The sequence below is a fragment of the Kitasatospora sp. NPDC088742 genome, from assembly GCF_055584905.1.
The window spans coordinates 207,027-229,272 of record NZ_JBVJLD010000003.1 but is presented as its reverse complement, the minus strand read 5'-3'; the positions used below and the strand labels follow the sequence as shown (position 1 = coordinate 229,272).

The 22,246-nt window shown below is 74.3% G+C and carries 17 protein-coding genes, 3 tRNA genes, 3 pseudogenes and 3 riboswitches; of the genes and pseudogenes, 14 read left to right on the top strand and 9 right to left on the bottom strand.

Translation table 11 applies throughout. From position 1 onward, the window contains the following. Positions 1 to 68 precede the first annotated feature (68 nt). Together ACZ6ZR_RS05415 and cobF are read right to left on the bottom strand one after the other, a co-directional pair. Positions 69 to 200: pseudogene (locus ACZ6ZR_RS05415) on the bottom strand (short-chain fatty acyl-CoA regulator family protein); the annotation flags it as partial. A gap of 168 nt (positions 201 to 368) precedes the next feature. Then, entirely contained in the window at positions 369 to 1,130 is a 762-nt protein-coding gene (gene cobF / locus ACZ6ZR_RS05410) for a precorrin-6A synthase (deacetylating) (protein WP_465639572.1), read from the bottom strand. Positions 1,131 to 1,246: 116 nt separating this feature from the next. Beyond that, positions 1,247 to 1,365: riboswitch (cobalamin riboswitch) on the top strand. A 101-nt stretch (positions 1,366 to 1,466) separates the two neighbouring features. Between cobF and ACZ6ZR_RS05405 the strand changes: the two genes are divergently transcribed. After that, positions 1,467 to 2,513 carry a peptidase gene (locus ACZ6ZR_RS05405; protein WP_465639570.1) on the top strand — a complete coding sequence of 349 codons (1,047 nt, stop codon included), beginning with the start codon at positions 1,467 to 1,469 and terminating at the stop codon, positions 2,511 to 2,513. Positions 2,514 to 2,533: 20 nt separating this feature from the next. Then, positions 2,534 to 2,977: a flagellar hook-length control protein FliK gene (locus ACZ6ZR_RS05400; protein ID WP_465639569.1), complete on the top strand. Its 444-nt coding sequence runs from the start codon at positions 2,534 to 2,536 to the stop codon at positions 2,975 to 2,977. Positions 2,978 to 3,066: 89 nt separating this feature from the next. On the opposite strand, the gene ACZ6ZR_RS05395 is transcribed toward ACZ6ZR_RS05400, so the two are convergent. Further along, entirely contained in the window at positions 3,067 to 4,236 is a 1,170-nt protein-coding gene (locus ACZ6ZR_RS05395; protein ID WP_465639567.1) for a serine hydrolase domain-containing protein, read from the bottom strand. A 54-nt stretch (positions 4,237 to 4,290) separates the two neighbouring features. Next, on the bottom strand, positions 4,291 to 5,457 hold the full coding sequence (locus ACZ6ZR_RS05390; protein WP_465639565.1) for a serine hydrolase domain-containing protein: 1,167 nt from the start codon (positions 5,455 to 5,457) through the stop codon (positions 4,291 to 4,293). A gap of 257 nt (positions 5,458 to 5,714) precedes the next feature. Next, positions 5,715 to 5,946, top strand: a riboswitch (cobalamin riboswitch). A gap of 137 nt (positions 5,947 to 6,083) precedes the next feature. Between ACZ6ZR_RS05390 and metE the strand changes: the two genes are divergently transcribed. From metE to ACZ6ZR_RS05360, 6 genes are all read left to right on the top strand, one after another. Continuing rightward, positions 6,084 to 8,393: a 5-methyltetrahydropteroyltriglutamate--homocysteine S-methyltransferase gene (gene metE, locus ACZ6ZR_RS05385; protein WP_465639563.1), complete on the top strand. Its 2,310-nt coding sequence runs from the start codon at positions 6,084 to 6,086 to the stop codon at positions 8,391 to 8,393. 176 nt (positions 8,394 to 8,569) lie between these two features. Beyond that, positions 8,570 to 8,697: riboswitch (cobalamin riboswitch) on the top strand. A gap of 135 nt (positions 8,698 to 8,832) precedes the next feature. Beyond that, positions 8,833 to 11,700: a prenyltransferase/squalene oxidase repeat-containing protein gene (locus ACZ6ZR_RS05380; protein ID WP_465639562.1), complete on the top strand. Its 2,868-nt coding sequence runs from the start codon at positions 8,833 to 8,835 to the stop codon at positions 11,698 to 11,700. Next, the gene (locus ACZ6ZR_RS05375) at positions 11,697 to 12,779 is read left to right on the top strand and encodes a hypothetical protein (RefSeq protein ID WP_465639561.1); all 1,083 of its coding nucleotides are present in this window, start codon (positions 11,697 to 11,699) and stop codon (positions 12,777 to 12,779) included. The genes ACZ6ZR_RS05380 and ACZ6ZR_RS05375 overlap by 4 nt, the downstream gene beginning before the upstream one ends. Further along, entirely contained in the window at positions 12,779 to 13,966 is a 1,188-nt protein-coding gene (locus ACZ6ZR_RS05370; protein ID WP_465639647.1) for a CbiQ family ECF transporter T component, read from the top strand. Before ACZ6ZR_RS05375 ends, ACZ6ZR_RS05370 begins: the two co-directional genes overlap by 1 nt. Beyond that, entirely contained in the window at positions 13,963 to 15,606 is a 1,644-nt protein-coding gene (locus ACZ6ZR_RS05365) for an ABC transporter ATP-binding protein (protein WP_465639559.1), read from the top strand. The genes ACZ6ZR_RS05370 and ACZ6ZR_RS05365 overlap by 4 nt, the downstream gene beginning before the upstream one ends. Then, complete coding sequence (locus ACZ6ZR_RS05360; protein WP_465639558.1) at positions 15,603 to 16,418, top strand: ECF transporter S component; 816 nt, start codon at positions 15,603 to 15,605, stop codon at positions 16,416 to 16,418. The genes ACZ6ZR_RS05365 and ACZ6ZR_RS05360 overlap by 4 nt, the downstream gene beginning before the upstream one ends. 147 nt (positions 16,419 to 16,565) lie before the next feature. Here the strand turns inward: ACZ6ZR_RS05360 and ACZ6ZR_RS05355 are convergent, their stop codons facing one another. From ACZ6ZR_RS05355 to ACZ6ZR_RS05345, 3 genes and pseudogenes are all read right to left on the bottom strand, one after another. Further along, positions 16,566 to 18,026, bottom strand: coding sequence for a PepSY-associated TM helix domain-containing protein (locus ACZ6ZR_RS05355; RefSeq protein ID WP_465639557.1), 1,461 nt, complete (start codon positions 18,024 to 18,026; stop codon positions 16,566 to 16,568). Positions 18,027 to 18,143: 117 nt separating this feature from the next. Beyond that, positions 18,144 to 18,803, bottom strand: a complete 660-nt coding sequence (locus ACZ6ZR_RS05350) for a hypothetical protein (RefSeq protein ID WP_465639555.1) — start codon at positions 18,801 to 18,803, stop codon at positions 18,144 to 18,146. Between the two features lie 183 nt (positions 18,804 to 18,986). Continuing rightward, a pseudogene (locus ACZ6ZR_RS05345) lies at positions 18,987 to 19,292 on the bottom strand (MmyB family transcriptional regulator); the annotation flags it as partial. An 8-nt stretch (positions 19,293 to 19,300) separates the two neighbouring features. Between ACZ6ZR_RS05345 and ACZ6ZR_RS05340 the strand changes: the two are divergent. After that, positions 19,301 to 19,678 (top strand): annotated as a pseudogene (locus ACZ6ZR_RS05340) (SDR family oxidoreductase); the annotation flags it as partial. Between the two features lie 98 nt (positions 19,679 to 19,776). After that, positions 19,777 to 20,469, top strand: a complete 693-nt coding sequence (locus tag ACZ6ZR_RS05335; protein WP_465639553.1) for a VOC family protein — start codon at positions 19,777 to 19,779, stop codon at positions 20,467 to 20,469. Between the two features lie 280 nt (positions 20,470 to 20,749). Here the strand turns inward: ACZ6ZR_RS05335 and ACZ6ZR_RS05330 are convergent, their stop codons facing one another. After that, entirely contained in the window at positions 20,750 to 20,905 is a 156-nt protein-coding gene (locus tag ACZ6ZR_RS05330; protein WP_465639650.1) for a hypothetical protein, read from the bottom strand. Here ACZ6ZR_RS05330 and ACZ6ZR_RS05325 point away from each other — a divergent pair. The 4 genes from ACZ6ZR_RS05325 to ACZ6ZR_RS05310 all read left to right on the top strand — a co-directional run bounded on the left by ACZ6ZR_RS05325 (position 20,873) and on the right by ACZ6ZR_RS05310 (position 21,543). Next, positions 20,873 to 21,025, top strand: a complete 153-nt coding sequence (locus tag ACZ6ZR_RS05325; RefSeq protein WP_465639645.1) for a hypothetical protein — start codon at positions 20,873 to 20,875, stop codon at positions 21,023 to 21,025. The two genes, ACZ6ZR_RS05330 and ACZ6ZR_RS05325, sit on opposite strands and share 33 nt — an antisense overlap. A gap of 236 nt (positions 21,026 to 21,261) precedes the next feature. After that, positions 21,262 to 21,334: transfer RNA gene (locus ACZ6ZR_RS05320), tRNA-Gln, on the top strand. A gap of 31 nt (positions 21,335 to 21,365) precedes the next feature. Beyond that, a tRNA-Ser gene (locus tag ACZ6ZR_RS05315) sits at positions 21,366 to 21,460 on the top strand. 1 nt (position 21,461) lies between these two features. Continuing rightward, positions 21,462 to 21,543 (top strand) — tRNA-Tyr (locus ACZ6ZR_RS05310). Between the two features lie 44 nt (positions 21,544 to 21,587). Here the strand turns inward: ACZ6ZR_RS05310 and ACZ6ZR_RS05305 are convergent. Next, the coding region (locus ACZ6ZR_RS05305; RefSeq protein WP_465639552.1) for a tetratricopeptide repeat protein at positions 21,588 to 22,246 on the bottom strand (659 nt) is incomplete at its 5' end.

Genomic DNA, 22,246 nt, shown 5'->3' with positions numbered 1-22,246 from the left:
CTGACCGGCCGACCGCGGCCGACCGGCTGCGGCTGACCGGCCGTCAGGACCACTCCCTCGCCCCGTTGCTCGGCAGCCGCCGGGTACGGGGCGAAGGTGCTGGTGCGCTCGTCCACCAGCAGCGGGCGCCCGAGCGGCGGCGCGGCCCGCTGCGGGCAGGCCGGGCGGTCGCAGAGCTCGCACCCCAGGCCGATCGGGGTGAGCGACCAGACGATGGATGGACCCGGCGGAGCTGTCCTCGGCCGCCAACTCCGGTAGCAGCGGTTCGTGTTCGAGGTAGGCGAGCTGGCTGGCCAGCCGGAACGCCCGCCTCCGTCGCCCGTCCTGAGCGTGCCACCGCCCGCAGCGCGTCTCGGTCTGCGGCGCGCTCAGTCCGCTTCGCGCCGGAGCAGGTAGGTGTCCATGATCCAGCCCTTGCGCGTGCGGGCCTCCTCGCGCAACTCCCGGATCCGCGCCGCCTGTTCGGCCAGCGGACCGGCCACCAGGATCTCGTCCGGGGTGCCGAGGTAGGCGCCGTAGTGGATCTCCAGGCCGGCGGGGTCGATCTCGGTGAAGGCGGCCCGGCCGTCCAGCATCACCACGACGTCGTCCACCCCGTCCGGCATCCCGGCGGCCAGCCGGCGCCCGGTGGTGATCTGGAGCGGGCGGCCGACCCGGGTCAGGGTGGTGCGGTGGCGGGCCGCCAGCGCCGAGACGCTGCTGATGCCGGGGATCACCTGGTACTCGAAGCCGGCACCGGCGCTGCGGTCCAGCACCTCGGCCACCACCGCGATCACGCTGTCGTACAGGCTCGGATCGCCCCAGACCAGGAACGCTCCGGTCTGACCGTCCGTCAACTCCTGGGCCAGCAGCGCCTCCACCAGGTCGCCGCGCCGCAGCCGCCAGTCGTCCACCGCCTCCCGGTAGGCGGGCGTGCTCCGGTCCCGCTCCGCGTCCGGCACCGCCACCACCCGGTGGCGCGGCCGGGCGTGCTCGGCCAGGATCCGCCGCCGCAGCTCGATCATGTCCTGTCGCTCCTCGGGCTTGTCGAGGAGGAAGAAGACGTCGGTGCGCGCGATCGCCTTGGCGGCCTGGAGGGTGAGGTGGTCGGGGTCGCCCGCGCCGATGCCGATGATCAGGATGTGTCGCATGGCGCGATTCTCCCGCACCGGGCCCCGTCGGTCGGTCGCGGGCGACCGACCGGGGCCGATCTGCTGTGACGAACTCGCCCTTGACCCTGGCTTTCGGGCGCCGAGATGATGAGCCGTCACATCGTGACTCCGCCGTTGGGGGAAGCCGGTCAGAATCCGGCGCTGACCCGCAACGGTAGGCAGCCGGCCCAGGCCGGCGGCGAGCCCGGATGCCCGGCGGCGGAGGTGTACGTCCCACTCCTCCCGTCGTGGTCTGCGGGCCGGAGCCCCGTGGGCTGCCCGGATTCTCGTCCGGCGCCCTCCGGGCGCCTGCGTCCAGGCCCGGAAAGGCAGTTCATGCCCGCGCTCCGCCGCTCCCTGGGTCTGCTCGCGATATCCGCGCTCACCCTCGCCGCCACTGTGCCGACCGTCACCGCCGCCCAGGCCACCACCGGCTCCACCGTCCGGCCCGACGCCGCCGCCGCCGGCTGGCTGGCCCGCCAGCTGGTGAACGGGGACCACTTCGAGTCGGTCTTCGACGGCGTCGCCTACCCCGACCAGGGCCTGACCATCGACGCCGTGCTGGCCTTCGCCGCCGCCCGCAGCTCCGACCAGGCCTCCGCCCGCGCCACCGCCTGGCTCGCCCAGCCCGCCAACACCACCGGCTACGTCGGCGACGGCACCACCGAGGCCTACGCCGGCGCCACCGCCAAGCTGCTGCTGGCCGCCGAGGTCCGGGGCGCCGACCCGGCCGCCTTCGGCGGGGTCGACCTGCCCGCCCGCCTCCGCGGCCTCCAGACCCCCTCCGGCCGGTTCTCCGACCGCTCCCAGTGGGGCGACTACAGCAACAACTTCGGCCAGTCCCTGGCCGTCATCGCCCTCAAGCGCACCCCGGGCGGCGCCCCGGCCGCCGCCGTGGACTTCCTGGCGGGCACCCAGTGCGCCGACGGCGGCTACCCCGTCGCCCTGGCCCAGCCCAGCTGCACCAGCGACCCGGACGCCACTGCATTCGCCGTCCAGGCGCTGGCCGCCACCGGCCGCACCGCGAAGGCGAACGCGGGCCTCGCCTGGCTGACCTCCCACCAGAACGCCGACGGCGGCTTCGCCGCCGCCGGGGCGGCCGCCTCCAACGCCAACAGCACCGGCCTGGCCACCGCCGCCCTGCTCTCCGGCGGCCGCTACTCCTCCGGCCTCAAGGGCTGGAGCAGCCTGGTCAAGCTCCAGCAGCGCTGCTCCACCACCCCGGTGGACCAGGGCGCGGTGGCCTACGACGCCTCCGGCTTCAACGCCGCCACCGCCAACCGGGCCACCGCCCAGGCCGTGCTCGGCCTGGCCGGCACCTCACTGGCCACCGTCTCCGCGAACGGCGCCCGCCCCGACGCCCCCACCCTCGCCTGCCACTGACCCGAAGGAGACCCGAACTCGTGCTCACCAGAAGAACGTTCGGCGCCACCGCCCTGGCCGCCGGCCTGCTGGCCGCCTCCGCCGTGACCGCCACCCCGGCCCAGGCCGCCGCCTGCACCGGCACCTCCGGCGTCACCGTCGTGGTCGACTTCACCGCCGTCGGCGGCGGCATCCAGACCGGCTGCGCCCCGGGCGACCCGGCCAGCGGCCTGGCGGCCCTCACCGGGGCGGGCTTCTCCTACTCCTTCCACCCGCGCTTCCCGGGCTTCGTGTGCAAGATCAACAGCCTGCCCGCCGTCTGCACCAACCCGACCGGCTCCGCCTACTGGTCCTACTGGCACGCCCAGCACGGCACCCCCTGGGTCTACAGCAACCTCGGCGGCGCCTCCTACAACCCGGCCCCCGGCGACGTCGAGGGCTGGTCCTTCGGCGCCGGCACCCAGCCCGGCATCACCGCTCCCTGACGCACCGTCACCCACCGCTGCCCCGGCCCTCCGAGGGGAAGGGCCGGGGCGGCGGTGGGTCGCCGTGCCCCGGAGCCCGGCCGACGGGGTCAGCGGCAGAGGGCCGCGTCGACCGCGTCGGTCAGGCGGGTGCCTGCGGGAGCGTCGGGGACGGTGGTGAGGGTGATGGTGGCGGCGCGGCCGTCCTCGGTGGCGCCGCCGCGGGTGCGGTAACCGGGTGAGGTGCCGCCGTGGCCCCAGACCAGACCGCCGCAGGTCAGCGGACGGCTCTGGATGCCGAGGCCGTAGCGGACCCCGGGGCCGAGGAGCTCGGCCGGGACGGTGGTGCGCATCTCGGCGAGCTGGGCGGCGGGCAGCAGACGGCCCGTCAGGAGCGCGCCGTAGAAGGTGTTGAGGTCGGTGTTGGTGGAGACCACCGCTCCCGCCGCCCAGGCCATCGAGGAGTCCATGGCCGTGTAGTCGACCATCGGCACACCGGGGGCGGTACGCAGGTAGCCGTGCGGGTGGGCCTCGCGGACGGCGGTCTCCCCGGCCGCCGGGACGTAGGTGTGGCGCAGGCCGATCCGGTCGACGACGCGCTTGGTGGCCTCCTCGCCGTAGGGGCGGCCGGTGACCTTCTGGATCAGGAGGCCGGCCACCAGGTAGTTGGTGTTGCTGTACTCCCACCGCGTGCCGGGCGCGAACCGCGCCTTCTGGGCCAGTGCCCCGTCGAGCAGTTCGCGCGGCTCGAACCAGCGGTACTGGATGGTGGTGAAGTCGGCCAGCGCGGGCGCGTCCATGTAGTCGGGCAGGCCGCTGGTGTGCTGGAGCAGCTGACGGACTGTGATGGTGCGGCCGTCGAAGCCGTCGCCGCGCAGCAGGCCCGGCAGGTAGACGTCGACGGCCGTGTCGAGACCGACCTTGCCCTCGGCGACCAGCTGGAGGACGACGACGGCGGTGAAGGCCTTGGTGTTGCTGCCGGCCCTGATCTGCCCGTCGACGGGCACCCTGGCCCCGGTGGCCAGGTCACCGACTCCGGCGGTGTACGTGCGGCTGCGGCCGTCGCGGCCCTTGACGGTGGCGAGGGCGGCGGGTATCCCGTCGTCCTTCACCAGCGCGTCGAGGCGCTGCTGCACGACGTCCGGGCGCGGTGCGGCGGAAGCCGGGGGCGGGAACGGGGCGAAGGCGCTCAGCGCGATGGTGACGGCGGCCGTGGCCGTCATGGCGTACCGCGCCGTGCGGAGGTGGTGCGCCCTGCGCTGCGGGGCGTGTGCGTTCATCGGGACTCCACTGCTGGGAGGTGAAGGGGGCGTACGAGTGGCGGTGCTCGGGGCTCAGCGGCAGAGCGCCGCGTCCACCGCCTGCTCCACGTGCTTCGCGCCGTCGGCGGACGGGATGGTGGTCACCGCGAAGTTGACGGCGCGTCCGTCCTCGGTGGCGCCGCCGGCGGTCTCGTACCCCGGGATGGTCCCGCCGTGGCCCCAGGCCAGGCCGCCGCAGGAGAGCGGGCGGCTGATCAGACCGAGGCCGTAGCGGGCCCCTGGGCCGATCTCCTCGGCGGGGACGGTGGTGCGCATCTGGGCGAGCTGGGCCGCGGGGAGCAACCGGCCGCCGAGCAGCGCGCCGTAGAACCGGTTGACGTCGCTGTTGGTCGAGACGGCCGCGCCGGCCGCCCAGCCCCAGGACGGGTCCAGCTCGGTGTAGTCGCGCAGCGAGCCGTCGGCGGCGCGCTGGTAGCCCTTGGGGTGGGCCTCGCGGATCGTCATGTCCCCCGGGGTGGGGAAGGAGGTGTGGCGCAGGCCGATCCGGTCGACGATACGCCGGGTGATCTCCTCGCCGAGCGGGCGGCCGGTGACCTTCTGGATGATCAGGCCCGCCAGCAGGAAGTTGGTGTTGTTGTACTCCCACCGGGTGCCGGGCGCGAAGTGGGCCTTCTGGGCCAGTGCGGCGTCCAGGAGTTCGCGCGGCTCGTAGTAGCGCTTGGGGCTGGTCAGCACGGCCTCGCGGTCCACGTACTCGGGCAGGCCGCTGGTGTGCTGGAGCAGCTGACGGACCGTGATGTTCCGGCCGTCGATGCCCTCGCCCCGCACCAGGCCGGGCAGGTACGCGTCCACGGCGGTGTCCAGGCCGACCTTGCCCTCGGCGACCAGCTGGAGGACGACCACGGCGGTGAAGGCCTTGGTGTTGCTGCCGATCCGCACCTGTCCGTCCATCGGCACCTTGGCCTTGGTGGCCGCGTCGCCGACGCCGGCCGTGTAGGTGCGGGTGCGGCCGTCGCGGCCCTTGACGGAAGCGAGGGCCGCGGGCACGCCGTCGGCCTTGACCAGGGCGTCCAGTCGCTGCTGCACGGCGTCGGGCCGTGGGCCGGCGGAGGCCGCGGACGGGGCCAGGGTACCGGCCACCACAGCGGCCGCGGCCACGACGGTGACGGCCGCCGCCAGCCCGCGCCGGCCGCTTCGGGGGCGGTTCGGGAGGTGGTTCTGCGGTGCGTGCTCGTTCATGGGAAAGCCCCTCCGGGTAGGGCGCCGGAGCTCTTCTCGGCGCCCTCCAAGAGGATCATCCGACGGACCGTCAATCCGTCCGCGCAGCGGACGAGACCGCACCCGGGAACGTGCTCCGGGGAGGGCCCGGGCAGGGGACCGTGCTCCCGGGGCCGGACGGCGGGTGGGACCGGCGGGTCGGCGGGCCGTCCCACGTCTCATGTCTCACGTCGGCATTCAGCATCCGGACGGTTGGCGACACCGGCCCGCCCAGGACCTAGGCTGGGGACCGCAGTCGGTTCGCCCTGACAGCCGGTCAGGTGCGTCGCAAGAGGGAACCCGGTGGGAATCCGGGACTGCCCCGCAGCGGTGAGTGGGAACGACCGCCGTCACATGCACTGGGCCCGTGACGGGCCCGGGAAGCGACGGCCAGTAGGTGTCCGGTTCTTGGAACGCTCCAGGACGGACGGGCCCGCGAGTCCGAAGACCTGCCACTGCCCGTGTGCACCCCGCACGCGGTGATCTCGGTGACCTCGTGGGCGGGTCGGCGGAACGGGCGGGCACATCCTGGTGCCGCGTCCGCACTGTCACACCTCCTCGCCCCGTGCTCTCCCGGGATCGCAGCGCGACTCGCGAAGGAGAGTTCCGTGACCACGAGCACCACCGCCTCGCAGGCCACCGTGTACGGCTACCCCAGGCAGGGGCCGGACCGGGAGCTGAAGAGGGCGATCGAGGGCTACTGGGCGGGCACCGTCACCGCCGCCGCCCTCCACTCCACCGGGGCCGAACTGCGGTGCGCCAACTGGCGCCGCCTCGCCGGGGCCGGCATCACCGAAGTCCCCACCGGGGACTTCTCGTTCTACGACCACGTGCTGGACACCACGGTGGCCGTCGGCGCGATCCCGGCCCGGCACCGGGCCACCGTCGCGGCCGATCCACTGGACGGCTACTTCGCCATGGCCCGGGGCACCCAGGAGGCCGCTCCGCTGGAGATGACCAAGTGGTTCGACACCAACTACCACTACCTCGTGCCGGAGTTGGGACCTGACACGGTCTTCACTGCCGACCCGTCCAAGCAGGTCGCCGAACTCCGCGAGGCGATCGTCCTCGGCCACCGCGCCCGCCCCGTGCTGCTCGGCCCACTGACCTACCTGCTGCTCGCCAAGCCCGCCCCGGGCGTCGCCGCCGACTTCCAGCCCATCACCCTGCTGGACCGGCTGCTGCCGGTCTACGCCGAGCTGCTGGCGGCCCTCCGGGAGGCCGGCGCCGCGTGGGTGCAGCTGGACGAGCCCGCGCTGGTGCAGGACCGCACCCCGGCCGAACTCAACGCCGCCACCCGGGCGTTCCGCCACCTCGGTGCGCTGACGGACCGCCCGAAGCTGCTCGTCGCCACCTACTTCGACCGGGCCGGCGAAGCCCTCAAGGTGCTCGCCAAGGCCCCGGTCGAAGGCGTCGGCCTGGACTTCACCGGCCCGGCCGCCGCCAACCTGGACGACCTGGCCGCCGTCGGCGGCCTGCCCGGCAAGCGCCTGGTGGCCGGGGTGGTGGACGGGCGCAACGTCTGGATCAACGACCTGGGGAAGTCCCTCGCCACCCTGGCCACCCTGCTCGGCCTGGCCGGGCGGGTCGACGTCGCACCGTCCTGCTCACTGCTGCACGTGCCCCTCGACGCCACCGCCGAACGGGAGTTGGACCCGCAGATCGCGCGCTGGCTGGCCTTCGCCCGGCAGAAGAGCGCGGAGGTGTCCCTGCTCGCCCGCGGCCTGCGCGAGGGCGCCGACACCATCGCCCCCCAACTCGCCGCCAACTGCGCCGACCTGACCTCCCGTTCCCTCTCCCCGATCACCCACGACCCGGCGGTCCGCGCCCGGGCCGCCGCCACCACCGACGCCGACGCCCACCGCACCCAGGCCTACCCCGAGCGTGCGGCGGCCCAACGGGCCCGGCTGGCCCTGCCGTTGCTCCCGACCACCACCATCGGCTCGTTCCCGCAGACCGCCGAGCTCCGCGTCGCCCGAGCCGCCCTGCGAGCAGGCCGGATCGACGCGGCGGCCTACCAGGAACGGATGGAGGCCGAGGTCCGGGAGGTGATCGCCTACCAGGAGAAGGCCGGCCTGGACGTCCTGGTGCACGGCGAGCCCGAACGCAACGACATGGTGCAGTACTTCGCCGAGCAGCTCACCGGCTACCTGGCAACCCGGCACGGCTGGGTGCAGTCCTACGGCACCCGCTACGTCCGGCCGCCGGTGCTGGCCGGGGACGTCGCCCGGCCCGGCCCGATGACCGTCGACTGGCAGCGCTACGCCCAATCCCTGACGGACCGTCCGGTCAAGGGCATGCTCACCGGCCCGGTCACCATGCTCGCCTGGTCCTTCGTCCGGGACGACCAGCCGCTCGCCGACACCGCCCGGCAGGTCGCCCTGGCCCTGCGCGACGAGGTCACCGACCTGGAGGCCGCCGGGGCGGCGGTGATCCAGGTGGACGAGCCCGCGCTGCGCGAGACCCTGCCGCTGCGCGCGGCCGACCGCGCCGCCTACCTGGAGTGGGCCACCGAGGCGTTCCGCCTCACCACCTCCGGGGTCCGGGCCGACACCCAGGTGCACACCCACATGTGCTACGCCGAGTTCGGCGAAGTCCTCAGTGCCATCGAGGACTTGGACGCCGACGTGATCTCGCTGGAGGCGGCCCGCTCGCACATGGAGGTGGCCCACGAGCTGTCCGGCGCCGGGTACCCGCGCGAGGTCGGGCCGGGCGTCTACGACATCCACTCCCCCCGGGTGCCCTCCGCCGAGGAGGCCGCCGCCCTGCTCCGCGCCGGCCTCGCCGCGATCCCGGCCGAGCGGCTCTGGGTCAACCCCGACTGCGGCCTGAAGACCCGCGCCTGGCCCGAGACCCGGGCCTCGCTGGAGAACCTCGTCGAGGCCGCCCGGACGGTCCGGGCGGAGCTGGCCGGCTGAGCCGACCCGGTCACCGGCGGAGCGCCACGACGGGCCCGCCGGCGGCCGGCCCGGGACGTCAACTCGCCCCGCACCGCCGCGCGTCAGCCCTGGATTCGCACCGGGTTCCCCCCTCGGCGACCGCGGACGCCACCGCAGGTGCGGCTGATGACGGTGTGGCGAAGGCGATATGACACAGCGTTGACCCTCGGGTCGGCCCCGTGGTCTGATGAACCGCCTTTTTCAGATTGTCGATGGTGGGGGAAGCCGGTCCGACTCCGGCGCTGACCCGCAACCGTGGACCCGCCGACCCGGCGGGTGAGCCGGAATGCCCGCCTCGGACAGCTCGTCAGCATCACGTGCGTCGTCGCGGACTACGACGCGGTCGGGCCAGGCCCCCACCCGGGCCTGGCGGCTGCGCCGTCGGATCCCGCGTCGACCGACCAGGGAGACGTATCCGGTGAGGGTCAGCAGCAGCCGTACCACCCGCGCGCACAGGGGCCGGAGCCTCGCCTCTGCCCTGCTCACCTCGGCGATCGCGGTCGCCGCCACCGGTACCGTGCTGTTCGGCCGCCCCGGCAACGCCGTGGCCGATCCGCTCGAGGACTGCACCGCCACCACCGGCGCGATCGTCGCGGTCGACTTCGGCCACTGGGGCGGCGGCACGGTACGCGGCTGCGACGCCCACCCGACCACCGGCCTGAACCTGCTGCTCAAGGCCGGGTTCACCACGGCCGGCACCCAGCACGACGGCCCCGGCTTCGTCTGCCGGATCGGCAGCTCCACCTTCGGCAGCGGTGTCCAGTACCCGACCCCGGCCGAGGAGCCCTGCACCTCCACCCCGCAGGCCGAGGCGTACTGGTCCTACTGGATCGCCCTGCCCGGTCAACAGACCTGGTCCTACAGCCAGTTCGGCGCCGCGGGCCAGCAGCCCAAACCGGGTGAGGTCGAGGCCTGGGTGTACGGCGCCACCTCCCTGGACGGCAGCACCGGCGGGCCGTCGTTCACCCCCGACTCGGTCCGGTCCAAGAACACCACGAGCCCGTCCGCCTCCGACTCCGCCTCGCCGAGCCCGAGCCCGAGTCCGAGTCCGAGCCCGACCGCGCCTCCGGCCCCCGCCGACCCCGCCGCGGCCGCCGCCTGGCTGGCCGGCCAACTGGCCGACGGCGACCACATGGAAAGCCGGGCCTTCGAGGGCCCCGACCTCCCCCGCACCTCGTTCACCGCCCTCGCCCTCGCCGCCTCGCGCACCCAGGATCCGGCACTGCGCAGGGTGGTGGCCTTCCTCCGGGCACACACCGAGCAGTTCGTCCTCCCCGACGGCCCGGGCTCCACGCCGGACTCCGGCGCCGCCTCCCTGCTCGCCCTGGTCGCCGAGAGCACCGGCGGCAACCCACGTGCCTTCGGCGGCCGGGACCTGCTCGCCGAACTGACCGACCACGTCTGCACCGGCCAGGGCGAGAACGGCAAGTGCACCGCGGCGGGCGACTTCCACGGCGCCGCCTCACCCTGGGTGCAGGCCTACGGCGTGATCGCCCTGGTGCGCGGCGGTATCACCCCGCCCGCCGCCGTCCTCGACCGCTTCCAGGGCCTCCAGTGCGCCGACGGCGGGATCGCCGGCTCGATGATCGTGGCCGGCGGCCACTGCGAGTCGGACCCTTCCAGCACCTCACTCGCCGTCATCGCGCTGCGCGCGGCCGGCGGCCACGAGGCGTTCGTCACACGGGCCGCCGAGCAACTGGGCGCGAGCCAGCAGGCCGACGGCTCCTACGTCCCCTACGCCGGCGCGAGCGGCGAGACCGCCGGCACCGCGGCGGCCGCCCAGGCGCTCAAGTCCTCCGGCCTCGGCGACAGGCAGGCCGCCGCGAAGAGCTGGCTGAACACCCGTCAGAACAAGGACGGCGGCTTCGCCCCCGACGCGGGGAACCCGGACTCCGACGTCCCCTCCACCGAGCAGGCCCTGCTCGCGCTGACCGGCAACGACTACGCCACCGTCAGCCGGGACCTCGGCCCCACCACCACCCCGAAGCCCGCCCGCACGCCGGACCTGGCCAAGGGCAGCCGCTTCCTCACCGACCCGGCCAACCTGGTCGACGGCCACTACTACGACGCCCTTCCCGGCCAGAAGTTCGCCGACTTCGGGCTCACCGTCGACGGCGCCTACGCGCTGGCCGCCACCGGCACCGACGACGCCGCGCTGCGCCGGATCGTGGACTTCCTCGACCAGCAGGGCAAGGACGGCAACGGGCGGCTCATCGACGAGTGGACCGGCATCGGCTCCGACTACCCCTCCGGCGGCGCGATCGGCAAGGAGGCCCTGCTCGCCGAGATCGTCGGCCGCGACCCGCGCGACTTCGGCGGCCACGACCTGATCGCCGCGCTGGACGCCGCGATCTGCGCCAAGGCCGACGCGGACCTCGGCTGCGAGGCGGCGGGCAACTACACCTGGGCCACCTCCGTCTTCTCCCAGTCCCTGGGCGTGACGGCCCAGCTGCGGGCGGGCGACACCGCGAACGCGGCCGCCCCGATCGCCTACCTGCGCAGCCTGCAGAAGCCCGACGGCGCCTGGCCGAGCCTGATCCCGAGCACCGACGACTCCGACGTGGACAGCACCGCGATGGCCGTGATGGCACTCTCCCTGATCCCCGGCGAGGAAGCCGCCGAGGCCGTCGACCAGGGCCTCGCCTGGCTCGCCACCACCCAGGCCGCCGACGGCGGCTTCCCCGGTGCGGCGGGCAACTCCACCAACTCCGCCGCCCTGGCCGTCCAGGGCATGACGCTCCGTCAGAACACCTACGCGGACCGGATCGCCAAGGCCATCGAGTTCCTGGCCGACCGCCAGAACGCCGACGGCGGCTTCGACGTCGCCTCAGCCGGGCAGAAGGGTTCGGACCTCCGCGCCTCCACCCAGGCCCTCGGCGGGGTCACCGGCATCTCCTTCGGCACCCTGAAGCGCGACCTCGGCACCACCACCCCGAGCCCGAGCCCCTCCCCGTCCGACTCCACCTCGCCGTCTCCTTCACCGTCACCCTCACCCTCTCCTTCACCCTCGGCCTCGCCGTCACCGGAAGCCTCCAACTCGCCCTCCCCGTCCGTCTCGGAGCCGGGCTCCGGCTCGCTCCCTCCGTCACCGCCCGCGCCGTCCTCCGCCACCCCGGCACCGGCCGGTGCCGGCGGCCAGAGCGGCCCGCAGGACTCCAGCCTCGCCTGGACCGGTACCGAGGTCCTCGGCCTGGTCGCGCCCGGCGTGCTGCTGACGGTCGGCGGCGCCTCCGTACTGGTCGCCCTGCACCGCCGCAAGGCCTCGGCCCCGGGACGGCACCTGTGAGCCGCCGTAGCGCCCGACTCCCCCGCCTGGCAAGGCTGTTGGCCGCCGCCGGGGTCACGCTCGCGATGGCCCTCGGCGGGCTCGGCGCGGGCGTGGCCCCGGCGGCCGCCGACCCGCTGCCGATCGACCGGTGCACCACCACCTCCGGCGTGGTGCTCGCGGTCGACTTCGGCCACTGGGGCGGCCCGCTGCTGCGTTCCTGCGGCACCACCCCCACCACCGGCTACACCCTGCTGAACCAGGGCGGCTGGAAGACCACCGGCACCGGCCACGACGGGCCGGCCTTCATCTGCCGGATCGGCTACAGCGGCCACCAGGGCGGCACGCAGTACCCGACGCCCGCGCAGGACAAGTGCGTCAAGACCCCGCCGGCCACCGCGTACTGGTCGTACTGGCACGCCGACCCCGGCCAGAACTCCTGGTCCTACAGTCAGTTGGGCGCGATGAGCTACAGGCCGCTGCCCGGCAGCGTCGACCTGTGGATCTTCGGCGCCACCAACATCGAGGGCACCGAAGGCCGGCCCGCGATGTCCCCGGACAGCCTCCGCGCCCACAACACCTCTCCCGGGGGCGCTCAGAGCCCCGCCCCCACGCCCACACCCACGCCCCCGGCCGGTGGCGGCACCACGACCGGCGGATCCGGCGGAAGCACCAACGGCGTTTCGGGCGGCGGAACTTCGAACGGAACCTCGGGCGGAACCGGCGGCACGAGCGGGGCCAGGACCACCGGCGGAACCACCGGCGGCAAGGCCACCACCCCCGCCACCCCGCAACCGGGCAGCCCGCAGACCACTCCGGGCACCGCGGACCCGACGCCCCAGGAGGGTGCCTCGCCGACCTCCGGTGCCTCCCCCTCGCCCAGCCCCTCCGACTCGCCCTCGCCGACGCCGACGCCGACCGCGTCGTCATCGGCCTCCGCCACCGGCCTGACGCCGGTCGATGCCGCCCCGGTCGCCGACGCCCCGCACGAGGCGGGCTCGATCGCCCCGGTGGTCACCGGGGTCGCCCTGGTGATCGCCCTCGGCGTCGCCACCACGGTCGCCGCGCTGCACCGCCGCCGGCAGCGACGGGCCGAGTGATCCGGGTGGCACGACTCACCGAGCACGACCAGGACTCCACCCGGTCCACGGGGCGGGTCCCGCGCGACCTGCACCCCGTGGCCTGGTGGATCTGGGCACTCGCCCTCGGCACCGCCGCCAGCCGCACCACCAATCCGCTGCTGCTCTCCCTGGTGCTCGCCGTGCTCGGCTTCGTGGTCACCCAGCGCCGCACGGACGCGCCCTGGGCCCGTGGCTTCACGTACTACCTCTGGCTGGCCCTGACCGTGGTGGCCATCCGGGTGGTCTTCCGCTGCGTCTTCGCCACCGGCATCACCCCGCGCGACCACCTGCTGTTCTCGCTCCCGCACATCCCCACCCCCGCCTGGTACGCGGGTATCCAGATCGGCGGCCCGGTCTCCCTGGAGGCCACCCTCTCGGCCGCCACCGACGGCCTGCGGCTGGCCTGTCTGCTCTGCTGCATCGGCGCCGCCAACACCCTGGCCAACCCCAAGCGCGCCCTGCGCGTGCTGCCGGGCGCGCTGTACGAACTCGGCGTGGCCGTCACCGTCTCGCTCAGCGTCGCGCCCCAACTGGTGCAGAGCGTCCAACGGGTGCTCCGGGCACGGCGGTTGAGGGCCGGGCGGAGCAAGGGCCTGCGCGCCCTGCGCAGCATCGCCGTCCCGGTGCTGGAGGACGCCCTCGAGCGCTCGCTGCTCCTGGCCGCCGCGATGGACTCCCGGGGCTACGGCCGGTCCGGCACCGCCACCCGGGCCTCCCGCCGGACCACCGGCGCGCTGCTGCTCCTCGGCATGTGCGGCCTGTGCGCCGGGATGTACGGACTGCTCGACGGCACCGCCCCCGCCCTGCTCGGCCTGCCCGCGCTGGCCGTGGGCTCGGCGCTCTGCGTGGGCGGCCTGGCCCTCGGCGGCCGCCGGGTCCGCCGCACCAGCTACCGGCCCGATCCGTGGCGGGCCGCCGAGTGGTGGGTCGCCGGCTGCGGGGTGACGGCCGCCGTCCTGCTCTGCCTCTCCGTCGGCTACGACCCGGCCGACCTCAACCCCTCGCTCTACCCGCTGAGTTGGCCAACCCTTCCGGCCCTGCCGGTCGTCGCCCTGCTCCTGGCCGGTCTGGCCGGCGTCATCGCGCCACCGCCGGGCCGCCCGCCGGTGACCGCCGAACGACTCCCGGCCGGTACGACCCGAAAGCCCACCGAGGTAACCCAGTGATCCGCTTCGACCAGGTCGGCGTCCGCTACGACGGCGCCGAACACCCCGTCCTGCACGGGGTCGACCTCACCGTCCCGGAGGGCGAGCTCTGCCTGGTGGTGGGCCGCACCGGCAGCGGCAAGTCCACCCTGCTCGGCGCGGTGAACGGGCTGGTGCCGCACTTCACCGGCGGCACCCTGAGCGGCCGGGTCACCGTGGACGGGCGGGACACCGCCCACCACCCCCCGCGCGAACTGGCCGACGTGGTGGGCGTGGTGGGACAGGACCCGCTGGCCGGATTCGTCACCGACACGGTCGAGGAGGAACTCGCCTACGCGATGGAGCAGCTGGCCATCGAACCGGCGGTCATGCGGAAGCGAGTGGAGGAGACCCTCGACCTGCTGGGGCTGGCCGACCTGCGCCACCGCGGCCTGCACGAGCTCTCCGGCGGCCAGCAACAGCGGGTCGCCATCGGCTCGGTGCTCACCGCCCACCCCCGGATCCTCGTCCTGGACGAACCGACCTCCGCGCTGGACCCGACCGCCGCCGAGGAGGTGCTGGCCGCGGTCACCCGGCTGGTGCACGACCTGGGCGTCACGGTCCTGCTCGCCGAGCACCGGCTGGAGCGCGTCGTGCAGTACGCGGACCGGGTGCTGTACCTGCCCGGCGACGGCGCCCTCCGGGACGGAGCCCCGGCCGAGGTCTTCGCCGACACCGCGATCGCCCCGCCGGTGGTCGAGCTCGGCCGGCTGGCCGGCTGGCGGCCGCTGCCGCTCTCCATCCGCGACGCCCGCCGGGCCGCCGCCCCGCTGCGCGAGCGCCTCGCCGACCGCCCCGTCCCGCCCGCCCGCTCCCGACCGGCCGACGGAGCGCCGTTGCTGACGGCCCAGCGGGTCGTGGTCAAGCACGGCCGGACGGTCGCCGTCCGCGAGGTCTCGCTGGAGCTGCGCGCCGGTGAGGTGACGGCGCTGATGGGCCGTAACGGCTCCGGCAAGTCCTCCCTGCTCTGGGCCCTCCAGGGCTCCGGCCCGCGCCAGGGCGGGACCGTACGAGTGACCCGCGCCCGGCAGGACCCGGCCGATCCGAAGAAGGTCTCCGCCGCCGTGGCCCGCCGCCTGGTCGGCCTGGTCCCGCAGACGCCGACCGACCTGCTCTACCTGGAGACCGTGGCCGAGGAGTTGGCGCAGGCCGACCGCGACGCGGCATCCGCCCTCCCGGGAGCGACCGCCCGGCAGATCCTCGACCGGCTGGCCCCGGGGATCGAGGACGGCAGCCACCCCCGCGACCTCTCCGAGGGGCAGAAGCTCTCGCTCGTGCTGGCGATCCAGCTGGCCACCGCCCCGCCGGTGGTCCTGCTGGACGAGCCCACCCGCGGCCTGGACTACCGGGCCAAGACCGAGCTGGCCGCCGTCGTCGACCGACTCGCCGAGGAGGGACGAGCGGTCGTGGTGTGCACCCACGACGTCGAGTTCGTCGCGGGCGCCGCCGACCGCGTGGTGGTGATGGCCGAGGGTGAGGTGGTCGCGGACGGACCGACCGCCGAAGTGATCGTCGCCTCCCCCACCTTCGCCCCGCAGACCGCCAAGATCCTCGCCCCGCTGCCCTACCTGACCACCGCTCAGGTGGCCGGGGCCCTCACCGCGGCGGAGGCCGGCCGATGAGTGCCCTGCCCGCCGCCGTCCGCATCCCGGGCCGGGCCCGGATCATGGTCGCCCTCGCCGCCTTCATCGGCCTGGTCGCCTTCCTCTGGCCCTTCGTGGTGGCCCCTGGCAGGTTCGGCGCCTCGTACGCGCCGCCGCTCATCTTCGGCGTCCTGCTCGCCCTGGTCCTCTCCGTGGTGATCGCCGAGATCTCCGCCGGGGGCATCGACGCCAAGGCGCTCGCCATGCTCGGCGTGCTGTCGGCCGTCAACGCGGGCCTGCGCCCGCTGGGCGCCGGAACCGCCGGGGTCGAGACGGTGTTCTTCATCCTGGTGCTGGCCGGCCGGGTCTTCGGTGCCGGATTCGGCTTCGTGCTCGGCTGCACCTCGCTCTTCGCCTCCGCCCTGCTCACCGGCGGCGTCGGCCCCTGGATGCCGTACCAGATGTTCGGCTGCGCCTTCGTCGGCCTGATCGCCGGGCTGCTCCCGCCGCTGCGCGGCAAGGCCGAGGCACTGATGCTCGCCGGCTACGGAGCCTTCTCCGGCTACCTGTTCGGCTTCCTGCTCAACCTCTCCTTCTGGCCGTTCAGCCTCGACCCGAACAGCTCGATCGCCTACCTCCCCGGCCTGCCCTTCACCGAGCAGTGGCACCGCTACCTGCTCTTCGACCTCACCACCTCACTCGGCTGGGACACCGGACGGGCCGTCACCACCGGCCTCTGCCTGCTGCTGGTCGGCCCGGCCCTCCTCACGGTCTTCCGCCGCGCGGCCCGCCGGGCCAACTTCGAGGCCCCCGTCCACTTCGCCCCGGGGCAGGACGACTCCACGACCTGAGGCTGCTCGCGATGACCGGCGACGGGACGGGCACCTGCTCCACCACCCCTGGCTCACCTCGGAGACCCGGTCGGGGGCGAGTCGCCGGTAGGCCGGCGAACAGGTGGGCCGGAGGCGGCAGTTGCCCCCTCCGGCCCACCGTCGTGATCAGCTCGCGGACGGGCCGCGCCGCACCAGACCGGCGAGGACGTCGACCAGGACGAAGGCGGCCAGCGTCACGCCGAGGACGGGCAGCGCCCAGCCCAGCGCTACCGTCAGCGGGATGCCGAGCACCAGGGCGGTGACGGGCAGGCGCCGCCAGACGCCGCGGGCGGGGGCCTTGCCGAAGCGGGCCGTCCGGTCGGCGCGAGTGGGGCGGCGCTGCCACCACATCCGGTAGCCGAGCACGGTGATGACGCTCAGTCCGATCGCCAGCGCGGCGAGCACCAGCTGGTTGGCCAGGCCGAAGAGCCGGCCCATGTGGCCCTGGACGCCGAGCTTGGTGAGCTTGGACAGCACCGGGTACTCGGACCACCGGGTCTCGGCGGTGACGGTGCCAGTGCCGTCCGCGACGTCGACCGCCACCCGGTCGTAGTGCACCGGCCAGGTGTTGTCGGCCTGCGCCACCGTCCAGGCCTTGCCCGGCTTCGCGGGCGGAGCCACGGTCACGGTGCCGCCGAGGCCGGCGGCCCGGGCCGCCATCAGGGCCGCCTCGAAGGCTGCCGGGTCCGGCTCGGCCACGGCCTGGGCCGTCGCCGCCCCGCCGTGCTCGGCGTGCTCACCGGCCGGGGCGTCCGTGGCAGGTGCCTTGGCGCCGGGCAGGGTGGTGTCCAGCTTGGGGGTACGGGCCTTGGCCGCGTCCAGCAGCTGTCCGAAGCGGTCACCCGCGTACTGCGACCAGGTCATACCGGTGGCGGAGAGGAAGAGCAGCCCGAGCGCCAGCCAGACGCCGGTCGCGGCGTGCAGGCTGCGGGTACGGCGCACGCCCTTCGCGGAGCGCTCCGGCAGCAGCACGCCGCGCGCGCTCGCCGCGCGCTGCCCCCGGGCCCGGCCCAGCCAGAGCGCCAGGCCACCGAGGACGACCACCCAGAGCCAGGTGGCGGCCGTCTCCGAGTAGAGGCGGCCGAGGTCGCCGAGGTGGAGGTTGCGGTGCAGGTCGTCCAGCCAGGTGCTGAGCGGGGTCGACCCGAACCAGGTGACCAGATCGCCCTTCACCTGCGCGGTGTACGGGTCGACGTAGACGGTGAGCTGCTTCTCCCCGAGCTCGGGGAGGGAGAGGACCACCTGGGTGGTGTCCTCCGGCCCCGCCGGAGTGATCACCGAGGCGAGCTCGCCCTCGGGGTACGCCCGGCGGGCGGCGGCTATCTGCTCGGCGAGCGGCCGCACGGCGTCGCCGGGCTGATCGACCGTCAGCCAGGTCTCGTAGACCAGCCGGTCCAGCTGAGGGGTGAAGGTGTAGAGCAGGCCGGTCACGGCCGCGACGAGCAGGAACGGCGCGATCAGGATGCCCGCGTAGAAGTGCAGGCGGGCCAGCAGCGTTCTGACCTCGCGCCAGGAGCGCGCGGGTACGCCGCTCTCCGCCTCCGGGGCGGAGGCGTCGGACGGCCGGTTTTCGGTTGTCGAAGACATGGGTGTTCGTCCCCTGGGGTCGCGCGCCCGATCGTGCGGGCGCGGGGCAGGCGTCGGGTTGTGGGGTGCACGGGCCGCACCCGGAAGGCGCGGCCGGGCCAGACGCCCGCGAGGACGTCAGGCCCGCACCACCGGCGGCCCCCGACGGGGGAGGGAACGGGCGAGCAGCGCCCCGATCGCGGGACGCACCGGCTCGGGGAACACCGGCCGGGGTGCGGCCGGAAGCGCGGGGGCGGCGAACAGCGCCGCGAGGAACGGGAGTCGGGGCCGCGGCAGCAGCGCCGCCAAGCGGCGCAGCAGCCGGCTCCCGTGGATCAGCGCGACCGCGCTGGTGACGGTGGCCACGGTGTGCCAGGCGGCCATCGAGCCGTGCATGCCGTGGACTCCGGCCATGCCGGCCATGCCGCTCATGCCGTGGTCGGCGGAAGGCATCCCACCCATACCGGCCATGCTTCCCATGTCCGCCATGCCCGCCATTCCAAGGTCATGGCCGGAGCCACCGCCGGACGGCATCGGGGCGAGGCGGTGGAAGCTCTCGTGCAGGCCCAGCTGAAGGACCGCCAGGACCGCGACCGCCACCTCGAAGCGGTGGCGCAGCCGACTGCCGGCGAGCAGGGTGCCGGGCACCGCGAGGGCCGCGAGCAGCAGCCCGAGCGCGCCCGGGCCGGGCAGCGCTCCCCCGGCGGCAGCGTGCGCGGCGGCAGCCGGAAGCAGGCACGCGAGAGCCCCGAGCAGGCCCCAGCCCGCCCGCTCCCCCAAGCCGACCGGTCTGCGCACGGCCACAACGTACCGGCTCCCCGACCGCACGGCGTGCCGTTCGCCCGGGCCGCCCCTACACCCTCTTCTGCCGACCGGAACGTCATGTGTACGGAACAAGGCGGCAGTTGGGGCACACACCGGCCTCACGGACGGCGACCGTGGGGTACACCGTGTCGTCCGTCACAGCGGCGGCCGCCGTGGTCACGGGGTGACGGCGTGGAGGGAGCCGAGGAGGGCGAGGGCGTGGGCGCTGGGGCTGTCGGGTTCGGCTTGGTAGACGACGAGTTGCTGGCCTGGGGCGGCGCGGACGTCGAAGGTCTGGTAGGTGAGGGTCAGCGGGCCGAGGTCCGGGTGGTGGAGGTGCTTGGCGTCCTGGGTCTTGGCCCGCACGGCGTGGGTGTCCCACAGCCGGGTGAAGTCGGCGCTGTGCGCGGCGAGTTCGTCGAGGAGTTCCCGTAGGCGGGGGTCGTCGGGGTGGTGGCCCTGGGCTTGCCTCAGGTGGCCGGCGGTCGCCCGGGATCGCCGCCGCGCTGCCGGTGATGCGGGCCCAGGGCAGCGGACACTTCGTCACCATCGCGTCCGTCGGCGCCCACGAGGTCTCCCCCACCGCAGCCGTGTACTGCGCCACCAAGTTCGCGGTCCGCGCGATCTCCGAGGGCCTGCGGCAGGAGTCCGCCGGGGACGTCCGGGTCACGGTCGTCTCCCCCGGCGTCACCGAGTCCGAACTCGCCGACGGCATCGGCGACCCGGACGCCCGGGAAGCCATGCGGACCTACCGCGCCGTGGCCCTCCCGTCCGCCGCCGTAGCGGGGGCCGTCGCCTACGCCGTCTCCCAGCCCCCGCACGTCGACGTCAACGAGATCCTCGTCCGCCCCACCGCCAGTGCCCAATGACCCACCGGGCGGCATGGCCCTGCCTGTCCGACTTGCCTGTCCGACCTGCCTGTCCGACCTGCCTGCGCGCCGACGGCCGGTGGTGCGACGATGGCGCGATGGAGCGGAAACTGAGCGGGCGGGAAGCCTCGGACGCGGTCGGCGAGTTGGGGTGGCGGTTCCTGTTGGGTGCGATCCGGACCTCGGTGCCGGTCGGGTCGCTGGCCGAGGGGGTCAGCCTCGCGGCGGACGCGGTGACGGTCTGCGGCGACGACGCCGACCGGCACCTGCGCGCCGATCTCAGGCCCGGGCGGGTCGTGTTCACCCTCCAGTCGCTGGACCGGGCGGCGGTGACCACTCACGACGTGGAGCTGGCGCGGCGGATCTCCGGCCTCGCGCGCGAGGCCGGGTCGCGGACGGAGCCCGAGCTCGGTGCGGAGGCGCCGCGGTCGGTCCAGGTCCTGGAGATCGCGATCGACGCGCTCGACATCGCGGCCGTCCGCCCGTTCTGGAAGGCGGTGTTGGGCTACGCCGACGAGGCGGGGGCCGACGGTCCGGAGGATCCCCTCGTCGACCCGGTCGGGCAGGGGCCCGCGGTCTGGTTCCAGCAGATGGACCAGGTGCGCTCGGAACGCAACCGCATCCACTTCGACGTCTGCGTCCCGCACGACGAGGCACCGCGCCGGATCGCGGCCGCGCTGGCGGCGGGCGGGCGGCTGCTCTCCGTCGTCCGCGCACCGGCGTTCTGGGTCCTCGCCGACGTCGAGGGCAACGAGGCCTGTGTGACGACCTGGCAGGGCCGGGAGGGTTGACGCGCGCGGCGGACGCGATGGGACGAAACTCGGGTACCCCCGTCGGCGGCACCGGCAAAACTGACGCCATGACTGACGCCGTGACTGACGCCGTGAGTGTTGCCGCACCGTCTCAGCTGCTCCGCCCACGTGCACTGGGGCCCGGAAACCTCGTGGTCATCGCCGCGCTGTCCGGTCCGTTGCCGGCCGCCTGCGAGCCCAACGTCCAGGAGGCGGTGGGCATGTTGGAGCGGATGGGCTTCCAAGTGCGTCGGGCTCCGCTCCTCGAGGTCGGACGCCGTCACTGGTGGAGCGTGGCCACCCCGGCCGAGATCGTCCCCGCGCTCAACAGCCTGCTGCGCGAAAGCCTGGCGCCTCCCCCACCCTCCCGGAGCTCGTCCTCGACGTCCTCGGCGACCGTGACATCCCGGCCCTGGGCAACGTCGACTTCGGGCACGCCTTCCCGAACCTGCCGATGCCGGTCGGTCTCCGGGTCGGACTGGACGCGCAGGAGCGGAGGCTTTCACTGCTCGAACCCGCAGTGCTGCCAAGCACGTTGGCGGAATCGGTCGGCTGAGGCGTAAATGCGGTTGCCAGGCAGGACCGGTCTGGCGCAGAGTAGGCACATCAGCCCGGCAGCACCGCCACGGAGAGGAGCGCACGTCATGAGCAACAGCCAGTCGTATCAGCGTTCTTCGGGCTCCCAGCAGAGCCAGGGGTATCCCTCCACGCGGTAGACCGGCGCCGTCACGCGCCCCGGCCGCCCGGGAGGGGATTCCCCTTCCGGGCGGCCTTCGCGTTTCCGCCCCGCAGTGCCGGATGGTGCAACTGGCAGCACGCCTGACTCTGAATCAGGAAGTTCGAGGTTCGAATCCTCGTCCGGCAGCGCAGCACCCGTGCGGAGCACGGGAGTTCACGGAGGAGCCAGCCGACAGGTGGCGCCGGCCTCGGTCTTGAAAACCGTTGGGGTGCGCGAGCACCCGTGTGGGTTCGACCCCCACTTCCTCCGCCAAGGGCGAGCTGGGCACTGGAGAGCCCAAGGGCCTGTAAAGCCCCCGCATCGCTGTGCCGGTTCGACTCCGGCCTCGCCCACCACCACCATCCCGGCTACCAGCCACCCGGCCGAGCCGGCCGACTCGCTACCACCAGCGGCGCCACCACAGGCTCCGCCGAGCCGCGGTTCGCCAATGGGCGAGGTTCGATCGGGTGACCAGGGTGTCGGGATGCTCTGGCCCGAGGACGCGGATGCGGTCCGGAAGGAGCTCGGCGAAGGCGGCCGCTGCCCCTGCCACGTCCCCGGCCTCCCCCTGCCAGTGGGCCAGATTGTTCCTGGCGGTGAGGATGTGAGGGTGGTCGGGGCCAAGGACCCGTGTGTAGGTGGGGAGAAGTTCGGCGTAGGCAGCCCTGGCGCCTTCGGCGTCTCCCGCCTTCCCCCTCCAGCGGGCGAAGTTGCCCCGGGTGTTCAGGGTGTCGGGATGCTCCGGTCCCAGGATGCGGATGCGGTCCGGCAGGAGCTCGGCGAAGGCGGCCGCTGCCCCTGCCGCGTCCCCGGCCTCCCCCTGCCGGTGGGCGAGGCTGTGACGAGTGGTGAGGGTGTCGGGGTGGTCCGCACCGAGCACCCGAACGCGGTCGCGGAGGAGCTCGGCGTACGCAGCCCTGGCCCCCTCTGCATCCCCTACCTCCCCTCGCCAGAGGGCAAGATCCGCCCGGGTCATGAGGGTGTCGGGGTGGTCCGCCCCAAGGACCCGGACGCGGTCCGGAAGGAGCTCGGCGTACGCAGCCCTGGCCCCCTCTGCAT

Coding starts and splice junctions, on each gene's coding strand:
- cobF (WP_465639572.1), bottom strand. CDS start 1,130: ATGCGACACATCCTGATCATCGGCATCGGCGCGGGCGACCCCGACCAC.
- ACZ6ZR_RS05405 (WP_465639570.1), top strand. CDS start 1,467: ATGCCCGCGCTCCGCCGCTCCCTGGGTCTGCTCGCGATATCCGCGCTC.
- ACZ6ZR_RS05395 (WP_465639567.1), bottom strand. CDS start 4,236: ATGAACGCACACGCCCCGCAGCGCAGGGCGCACCACCTCCGCACGGCG.
- ACZ6ZR_RS05390 (WP_465639565.1), bottom strand. CDS start 5,457: ATGAACGAGCACGCACCGCAGAACCACCTCCCGAACCGCCCCCGAAGC.
- ACZ6ZR_RS05360 (WP_465639558.1), top strand. CDS start 15,603: ATGAGTGCCCTGCCCGCCGCCGTCCGCATCCCGGGCCGGGCCCGGATC.
- ACZ6ZR_RS05355 (WP_465639557.1), bottom strand. CDS start 18,026: ATGTCTTCGACAACCGAAAACCGGCCGTCCGACGCCTCCGCCCCGGAG.
- ACZ6ZR_RS05335 (WP_465639553.1), top strand. CDS start 19,777: ATGGAGCGGAAACTGAGCGGGCGGGAAGCCTCGGACGCGGTCGGCGAG.